A 752-nucleotide genomic window follows, 5' to 3' on the forward strand; every position below is an offset into this window, starting at 1 on the left:
CCCCATTCAGGTATTTACGGATCAATCGATGTGTGCTCGTCCCCGTAACTTTTCGCAGCTTATCACGCCTTTCATCGCCTCTGAGAGCCTAGGCATCCCCCATACGCCCTTATTTTGCTTATTGTACCAATCTCGTTTTTACAACGAGACCGTTTTGTTTCGATTTTTCTAATAAATTAGAAAAATCTGCTTTCTACTTTTTATTATTTCTTATCTCAATATGTCAATGAACTTTTTCTTTTTAAAATAAAGAACATAGATAATAGAGAATAGACTTAGTCTATATTCTTTTTTCTATATTCTATCTTCTTAAAGATAGTGGAGAATAACGGAGTCGAACCGTTGACCTCCTGCGTGCAAGGCAGGCGCTCTAGCCAGCTGAGCTAATCCCCCATTTTTAGTTGGCAGTTAACAGTTTTCAGTTAACAGTACTTCAAACGGTTACTCAACCTCTAAAATTTCCTTCTTAAGAGTAAAATAGTTGTCTCGGACAGACTCGAACTGTCGACCCCTACATTATCAGTGTAGTACTCTAACCAGCTGAGCTACGAGACACTCTTCATTCTTATTTTTGCGCTGTTCGGCGCTTGTTTTTTAAATTAACAGCAAGAGTAATATAATCCTATTATTTGTAACCAAAAGTTCTTTTCGTCTTCTTTCCCTAGCGTGTGTTGCCACTAACACTAAGGCTCTAGAAAGGAGGTGTTCCAGCCGCACCTTCCGGTACGGCTACCTTGTTACGACTTAGCCCT

General features: G+C 39.6%; 2 tRNA genes and 2 rRNA genes. All 4 read right to left on the reverse strand.

The window, feature by feature from the left end:
* A 23S ribosomal RNA gene (locus B0E44_RS16000) occupies positions 1-123 on the reverse strand; the annotation flags it as partial.
* A gap of 196 nt (positions 124-319) precedes the next feature.
* A tRNA-Ala gene (locus tag B0E44_RS16005) sits at positions 320-393 on the reverse strand.
* 88 nt (positions 394-481) lie between these two features.
* A tRNA-Ile gene (locus B0E44_RS16010) sits at positions 482-555 on the reverse strand.
* 140 nt (positions 556-695) lie between these two features.
* Positions 696-752: ribosomal RNA gene (locus tag B0E44_RS16015) — 16S ribosomal RNA — on the reverse strand; the annotation flags it as partial.

It is taken from the genome of Flavobacterium sp. A45 (assembly GCF_002001005.1).
In the GTDB taxonomy this organism is placed as follows: Bacteria; Bacteroidota; Bacteroidia; order Flavobacteriales; family Flavobacteriaceae; genus Flavobacterium.